7 protein-coding genes are annotated in these 7,073 nt (G+C 65.7%); 3 read left to right on the top strand and 4 right to left on the bottom strand.

Features of this window, described 5'->3' with window-relative positions; genetic code table 11:
• Window positions 1-653: GSCFA domain-containing protein (locus tag Q1Y33_RS07705; RefSeq protein WP_300799164.1), on the bottom strand; the 653-nt coding region annotated here is incomplete at its 3' end.
• Window positions 654-686: 33 nt separating this feature from the next.
• Here Q1Y33_RS07705 and ispE point away from each other — a divergent pair.
• Entirely contained in the window at window positions 687-1,505 is an 819-nt protein-coding gene (gene ispE, locus Q1Y33_RS07700) for a 4-(cytidine 5'-diphospho)-2-C-methyl-D-erythritol kinase (protein ID WP_300799163.1), read from the top strand.
• A gap of 156 nt (window positions 1,506-1,661) precedes the next feature.
• On the opposite strand, the gene rpiB is transcribed toward ispE, so the two are convergent.
• Window positions 1,662-2,102, bottom strand: coding sequence for a ribose 5-phosphate isomerase B (gene rpiB, locus Q1Y33_RS07695; RefSeq protein ID WP_300799162.1), 441 nt, complete (start codon window positions 2,100-2,102; stop codon window positions 1,662-1,664).
• A 139-nt stretch (window positions 2,103-2,241) separates the two neighbouring features.
• Between rpiB and Q1Y33_RS07690 the strand changes: the two genes are divergently transcribed.
• Window positions 2,242-2,607, top strand: a complete 366-nt coding sequence (locus Q1Y33_RS07690) for a YbaN family protein (RefSeq protein ID WP_300799161.1) — start codon at window positions 2,242-2,244, stop codon at window positions 2,605-2,607.
• Between the two features lie 98 nt (window positions 2,608-2,705).
• On the opposite strand, the gene typA is transcribed toward Q1Y33_RS07690, so the two are convergent.
• Complete coding sequence (gene typA / locus Q1Y33_RS07685) at window positions 2,706-4,508, bottom strand: translational GTPase TypA (protein WP_300799160.1); 1,803 nt, start codon at window positions 4,506-4,508, stop codon at window positions 2,706-2,708.
• Between the two features lie 89 nt (window positions 4,509-4,597).
• Here typA and aroB point away from each other — a divergent pair, with 89 nt between their 5' ends.
• Window positions 4,598-5,614, top strand: coding sequence for a 3-dehydroquinate synthase (gene aroB, locus Q1Y33_RS07680; protein WP_300799159.1), 1,017 nt, complete (start codon window positions 4,598-4,600; stop codon window positions 5,612-5,614).
• A 104-nt stretch (window positions 5,615-5,718) separates the two neighbouring features.
• On the opposite strand, the gene Q1Y33_RS07675 is transcribed toward aroB, so the two are convergent.
• Complete coding sequence (locus Q1Y33_RS07675) at window positions 5,719-6,999, bottom strand: malic enzyme-like NAD(P)-binding protein (protein ID WP_300799158.1); 1,281 nt, start codon at window positions 6,997-6,999, stop codon at window positions 5,719-5,721.
• Window positions 7,000-7,073 lie beyond the last annotated feature (74 nt).

The following is a 7,073-nucleotide window of genomic DNA, read 5'->3' as shown; positions in this document are numbered from 1 at the left end:
TAGGCCGGGAAGTAGCTCACGCAGGCATAACGCTCCGTGAGTTGCCCGGCGGCGAGCCGCAGCGTCGCCTTGCTCACGGCATTGCCCGCCAGGCCGTCGCCGAGGTGCCGCACGGGGCTGACCGTGAGGATGACCTCCCGCCCGGCGAGCGGCCCCTCGATCGCCGCGGCAAGGGCCTCGGTGACCTCTTCGACCGTCAGGCGCCGCCGCACGAACTCCGCGGCAGGCTGGCGGTGGCAGTTGGCGACCACCTCCCCGCCGCGCTCGTAGACCCATGCCGTGCCGAGCGTCAGCACCACGCGGTCGGCCGCGGCAAGCGCTTCGGCGCCCGCTCGTCGGGCGGCGTTCATCCGCTGCAGCGCCTCGTCGGCTGTCCGTGCCGCGAAGTCGCCGTGGAAGCCGTAGTGGAACCACCGCCCGCCGTCGCAGTGCAGCTCGTCGCGGCCGACCGGTGTCGGGTAGTCGCGCAGTGCCGCGGCGATCGAGAGCGGATTGAAGAGGATGCCCGTGGGGTTGACCGTGACGTGGAACTTCGCGCGGGCGAGACGGTCGCCGATCTGTTCGGCGAAGCACGAGCCGAGGGCGAGCGTGCGGTTTTCGTAGCCGATGCGGGTGCGCAGGGGCGCGATGTCGATTTCGGTGCGGAATTTCATACGGCAAAATTAGAAAATTCTTATCTTTACGGCATGATCCTGAAAGCAAACTGCAAAATAAATCTTGGTCTGGACATCCTGCGCCGCCGGGCGGACGGCTACCACGACCTCGAGACGGTGATGTTTCCCGTCCGGGAACTCTATGACGAAGTGGAGGTGACGCGCACCGGAGCCGCCGGCGCGGAGTTCGTGCAGCAGGGCCTTGCGGTCGACTGTCCTGCGGAGCAGAACATCTGTCTGAAGGCCTTTGCGCTGCTGCGCGACCGCTGCGGCGTGGACGGCGTCCGTATCCGCCTCGACAAGCGCGTCCCCTTCGGTGCGGGGCTCGGGGGCGGTTCGGCCGACGGTACGGCGGTGATCGTGGCCCTCGACCGGCTCTTCGACCTGCGGCTTCCGGAAGCGGAGCTTATCGGCTGCGCCGCGGCGCTGGGCAGCGACACGGCCTTCTTCGTGCGCAACACGCCGCAGCTCTGCACGGGACGCGGCGAGGTGATGACGCCCTGTGCGGTCGACCTGCGGGGGCTGACGCTCGTCGTCGTGAAGCCCACCGAGGGGGTCTCGACACGCGAAGCCTATGCCGGCGTGCGGCCCCGGGTGCCCGACGTGCCGCTTGCCGAACGGCTGCGGCTTCCCGTGCGGCAGTGGCAGGGCGTCGTGACCAACGACTTCGAGGAGTCGGTCTTTGCGGCGCACCCCGTGATCCGCGACGTGCGCGACCGGCTGCTGCGTGCCGGGGCGCTCTATGCCTCGATGTCGGGCAGCGGCTCGGCCGTCTTCGGCCTTTTTGATAACCCCGATCCGGCGGTTCCGCTCCGCGACGGGGAGTTCCTCCACCGGGAGACGATCGGGTAGTTTCTCTTCGCATGCGGGTCGGGCCCCTTGCGGCCCGGGACGAAAAAGGCGGCAACCCGACGGTTGCCGCCTTTCCTGTCTGCCTTGCGTTGTCTCACTGCGAAGCGGGCCGGAGGGCACTTTTGCACCCCCCCCCTCTCCGCCTTCCGGCCGGACCTATTTGGACGGTACGGGCATCTTGGCCAGACGCGCTTCGTGGCGTCCGCCCTCGAACAAGGCGCCGAAGAAGGCTTCGAGCATCTTGACCGCCTCGTCGTTGGTGATGAAGCGGGCCGGGAAGACGATGACGTTGGCGTTGTTGTGGCGGCGGATGAGCGTGGCGACCTCGGGATCCCAGCACAGTCCGGCGCGGATGCCCTGGTGCTTGTTGAGCGTCATGGCCATGCCTTCGCCCGAGCCGCAGAGCCCGATGCCGAACTCCACCTCGCCCTGCTCGACGGCCTCGGCCAGCGGATGAGCATAGTCGGGGTAGTCGACACTCTCGGGCGAGTGCGTGCCGAAGTCGAGCACCTCATAGCCCATGGCGCCGAGGTAACCCACGAGAAACTCCTTCATTTCATAGCCCGCGTGGTCGCAGGCGATTCCGATCTTTTTCATGATATCCTTTTTTTGTGCTTCCTGTGTTTTGCGATGCCGGGGTTTCCTGCATGCTGCCGTGCTCCCCGTTTCTGACAAAGATACGCAAAAATAACGTCAGTATTGCGTCCGGGCCCCGATTTTGTACTAATTTTGTTCCGTGAAACCTTTTCTTGCCACTTTGGGCTGCATCGCCTTCGCGCTGGGCATCGTCGGCATCTTCGTGCCGCTGCTGCCCACGACCCCCTTTCTGCTGCTCGCCGCGGCTCTCTGGGTGCGCTCCTCACCGCGTCTCTACGGGTGGCTGCTCGCGCATCCGCGGCTGGGCGAATATATCCGCAACTTCCGCGAAAAACGGGCCATCCCGCTGCGGGCCAAGGTCGTCTCCGTCACGCTGCTGTGGGCGACGATGCTCTACTGCACCTTCGCGCTGCTCGGCGCCTGGTGGTGGGCGCAGGCCGGCATGGTGCTCCTTGCCGCGGGCATCACGTGGCACATCCTGTCGTTCGCCACGCTGCGCAAGTGACGGCGGCGGGGCGTTCCGTTGCCGCCCTGCATGACAAAAAAGTCCGGACCGATCTCCAAGTCGGTCCGGACTTTTTTACCGGTGTCGCGTTGCGACGGCTATTTCGAGGCGCGCTTGCGGTCCACCTCGTGGAGCAGGATTTTGCGCAGCCGCATGGCGTGGGGCGTCACCTCGACGTACTCGTCCTCCTTGATGTATTCGAGCGCCTCCTCGAGCGTAAAGACCTTCGGCGGCGTGATGACGGCCTTGTCGTCCGAACCCGAGGCGCGCATGTTGGTCAGCTGCTTGGCCTTGGTGACGTTCACCGTGATATCGTTCTGGCGCGTGTGCTCGCCGATGACCTGTCCCTCGTAGACCTGGTCCATCGGGCTGATGAAGAAGCGCCCGCGGTCCTGCAGCTTGTCGATCGAGTAGGCGTAGGCCGTGCCGGTCTCGCCGGAGATGATCGAACCGTTGGTGCGCATCTCGATCTCGCCGACCCACGGCTCAAAGTCCTTCAGGCGGTGCGTCATGATCGCCTCGCCGGCCGTGGCCGTGAGCATGTTCGAGCGCAGGCCGATGATGCCGCGCGACGGGATCGTGAACTCCAGCCGCACGCGGTCGCCGTTCGACTCCATGTTCGTGAGCGTGCCCTTGCGGCGCGTCGTCATCTCGATCACCGTGCCGGAGTGCTCCTCGGGGCAGTCGACGGTCATCTCCTCGATCGGCTCGCACTTCCGGCCGTCGATCTCCTTGACAATGACGCGGGGCTGTCCGACCTGCAGCTCGTAGCCCTCGCGGCGCATCGTCTCGATGAGCACCGAGAGGTGCAGCACGCCGCGGCCGAAGACGTTGAACGAGTCGGCCGAGGGGCCCGGCGTCACGCGCAGCGCGAGGTTCTTCTCGAGTTCGCGGTCCAGGCGCTCCTTGATGTGGCGCGAGGTGACGTATTTGCCGTCCTTGCCGAAGAAGGGCGAGTTGTTGATCGTGAAGAGCATTGACATCGTCGGTTCGTCGATGGCGATCGGCGGCAGCGGCTCGGGGTTTTCGTAGTCGCAGATCGTGTCGCCGATCTCGAATCCCTCGATGCCCATAATGGCGCATATCTCGCCGCACGGCACCTCCTCGACCTTCTTCTTGCCGAGGCCCTCGAAGACCATCAGCTCCTTGATCTTGGTCTTCTGCATCGTCACGCCGTCGCGCTTGGCCAGCGTGACGTTCTGTCCGGCGCGCAGTGTGCCGCGCGTGACCTTGCCCACGGCGATGCGGCCCGTGTAGGAGGAGTATTCGAGCGACGTGATGAGCATCTGCGGCGTGCCCTCGACCACGGCCGGCTCGGGAATCTCGTCGATGATGGTGTCGAGCAGCGGGACGATCGAGTCGGTGCGCTCGTTCCACTTGTGGGACATCCAGCCCTGCTTGGCCGAGCCGTAGATGGTCTTGTAGTCGAGCTGCTCCTCGGTGGCGTTGAGCGAGAACATCAGGTCGAAGACCTGCTCGTTGACCACCTCGGGGCGGCAGTTGGGCTTGTCGACCTTGTTGACCACGACGATGGGCTTCTTGCCCAGCGCCAGGGCCTTCTGCAGCACGAAGCGCGTCTGGGGCATCGTGCCCTCGAAGGCGTCGACGAGCAGCAGCACGCCGTCGCACATGTTCAGCACGCGCTCGACCTCGCCGCCGAAGTCGGCGTGGCCCGGGGTGTCGATGATGTTGATCTTGTAATCCTTGTAGATGACCGAAACGTTCTTCGAGAGGATCGTGATGCCCCGTTCGCGTTCGAGGTCGTTGTTGTCGAGTATGAGTTCGCCGGCGGGTTTGGCGTTGTCGCGCAGGATGTGCCCTGCCAGAATCATCTTGTCTACGAGAGTGGTCTTACCGTGGTCCACATGGGCAATAATGGCGATATTGCGCAGTTTTTGCATAGAAACAGAATGGAATTTTGTGCTGCAAAGGTAGCAATTTCTCCGGAAAATGTACTATTTTTGCTTGTTTCTTGAAAAAACTCCTGGCTATGAAACCTTCGTTCAACGTCCGCGAACAGAGTGCCGTATACATCGGTCCGGTGGACGATCTGCTTTCGGGCGCGCTGCCCGAAGGGCGTGTGGTCGTCGTGTCGGACACCACGGTCGCCCGGGTCTACGGGGCGCTGCTGGCACCCTACGAGTGCGTGCTCATCGGTACGGGCGAGCGGAACAAGACGCTCCGCACCGTCGAGACGATCTGCCGCCGCTTCATCGAACTGGGCGTCGACCGCAGGACCTTCATCCTGGGCGTCGGCGGAGGCATCGTCACCGACGTGGCGGGCTTCGCCGCCTCGACCTACATGCGCGGCCTGCGCTTCGGCTTCGTCTCGACGACGCTGCTCGGGCAGGTCGACGCCTCGGTCGGGGGCAAGAACGGCGTGAATGTCGACGGTTACAAGAACATGGCCGGCACCTTCACGCAGCCGCAGTTCGTCATCTGCGACCCGGCGCTGCTGCGCACGCTGCCCGGGCGGGAGTTCCGCGCCGGACTGGCCGAGGTGGTCAAGGCGGCGATCATCGCCGATGCCGACCTCTTCGCCCGCATCGAGCAGAGCTCCTTCGAGACGCTGCGCAGCGATACGGACCTGCTTTCGGACGCCATCTCCGCGGCGGTCCGCGTGAAGGCCGACATCGTCGGGCGCGACGAGCGCGAGCAGGGTGAGCGGCGCAAGCTCAACCTCGGCCACACGCTGGCGCACGCCATCGAGAAGTGCACGTCGAAGATGAACCACGGCGAGGCCGTGGCTGTCGGTACGGCGCTCATTGCCGATGCCGCCGTGCGGCTCGGCGTGCTTTCGGATGCCGACCGCGGGCGCATCCGGGCGCTGCTCGCGCGCCTGGGCTTCGACCTGACGCCGCCCGTCGGGATGAATCTCCTGCTCAGGGAGGTCGTCAAGGACAAGAAGAGCGAGGACGGCATGCTGCGCATCGTCCTGCCCGTGGGTATCGGCGACTGCGAGGTGCGCCCGCTGACGCCCGAGGCCTTCGCCGCACTCTTCGTCTGATGCGGTCGTCTGCCGCCGGCGGGTGCGCCGTGCGGGACAAAATGCTGCGGGCCGCCGGTATCGACCGGCGGCCCGCAGGCGTTTGATGAGCCGTGCCGGTCCGGTTACAGCCCGACCAGCGTGTCGAGCCGCGCGGCATAGGCCTCCCAGTCGTCGACGGGCTGCCTTGCGACGCCCGATTCGATGGCGGCGCGGGCCACGGCGGGCGCCACGGTGCGCAGCAGCCGCGGGTCGAGCGGCTTGGGGATGAAGTACCCGCGGCCGAACGTGAGCGTGTCGATGCAGTAGGCGCGCAGGACGCTCTGCGGCACCTCCTCGCGGGCGAGGTCGGCCAGGGCGTGTGCCGCGGCGAGCTTCATGGCGTCGTTGATCTCCGTGGCCCGCACGTCGAGCGCCCCGCGGAAGATGTAGGGGAATCCCAGTACGTTGTTGACCTGGTTCGGATAGTCCGAGCGCCCCGTGGCGAAGAGGATGTCGGGGCGCGCGTGTATCGCTGCGCGGTAGGAGATTTCCGGGTCGGGGTTGGCCAGCGCCATGACGATGGGGCTTTCGGCCATCGTGCGCACCATGTCGGGCGTCAGCACGTCGGCCTTCGAGACGCCGAGGAAGACGTCGGCACCGTGCAGCGCCTCGGCCAGCGACGCGATGCGGCGCGTGGTGGCAAAGGCGCGCTTCTGCGGGTTGAGGTCTTCGCGGTAGGTCGTGACGACGCCCCGGCTGTCGCACAGGATCAGGTGCTCGGGCCGGATGCCCACGACAAGGAACAGTCGTGCGCAGGCCAGCGCCGCGGCTCCGGCGCCGTTGATGACCACGCGCAGGCGGCCGAGCTCCTTGCCGGCGATCTTCGCGGCGTTGAGCAGTGCCGCCGAGGTGATGACCGCCGTGCCGTGCTGGTCGTCGTGCATGACCGGAATGTCCAGCTCCTCGCGCAGCCGCGCTTCGATCTCGAAGCACTCCGGCGCCTTGATGTCCTCGAGGTTGATGCCTCCGAAGGTCGGGGCCAGGGCCTTCACCGTGCGGACGAAGGCCTCGGGATCGGTCTCGTCAATCTCGATGTCGAAGGCGTCGATCCCCGCAAAGGTCTTGAAAAGCATGCTCTTGCCCTCCATGACGGGTTTCGAGGCCAGTGCCCCGATGTTGCCCAGCCCCAGGACGGCCGTGCCGTTCGAGATGACGGCCACGAGGTTGCCGCGGTTCGTGTAGCGGTAGGCGTCCCCGGGCGTCCGGGCGATGGCGCGCGCCGGTGCCGCGACACCGGGCGAATAGGCCAGTGCCAGGTCGTGCTGCGTATGGTGGGGCTTGGTCGGCGTGACGCCTATCTTGCCGGGGCGTCCTTCGCTGTGGTAGTGCAGCGCAGCCTCGTCGAGTTTTTCGTTTTTCTCCATATTCATTCTCTCTTTTGGTGGTGTTGTATGATAACGGATGGCCGCTGCAAATATTGCGCCCGGGAAGCATCCTC

Origin of the sequence: uncultured Alistipes sp. (assembly GCF_949296715.1) — a bacterium.
In the GTDB taxonomy this organism is placed as follows: Bacteria; Bacteroidota; Bacteroidia; order Bacteroidales; family Rikenellaceae; genus Alistipes.
Note: the sequence above shows the minus strand (reverse complement) of the source record. Positions and strands in the feature narration are given on the sequence as shown.

Excerpts from the sequence above, each read along its gene's own strand:
- ispE (WP_300799163.1), top strand. The coding sequence starts at position 687 with ATGATCCTGAAAGCAAACTGCAAAATAAATCTTGGTCTGGACATCCTG.
- rpiB (WP_300799162.1), bottom strand. The coding sequence starts at position 2,102 with ATGAAAAAGATCGGAATCGCCTGCGACCACGCGGGCTATGAAATGAAG.
- typA (WP_300799160.1), bottom strand. The coding sequence starts at position 4,508 with ATGCAAAAACTGCGCAATATCGCCATTATTGCCCATGTGGACCACGGT.
- aroB (WP_300799159.1), top strand. The coding sequence starts at position 4,598 with ATGAAACCTTCGTTCAACGTCCGCGAACAGAGTGCCGTATACATCGGT.
- Q1Y33_RS07675 (WP_300799158.1), bottom strand. The coding sequence starts at position 6,999 with ATGGAGAAAAACGAAAAACTCGACGAGGCTGCGCTGCACTACCACAGC.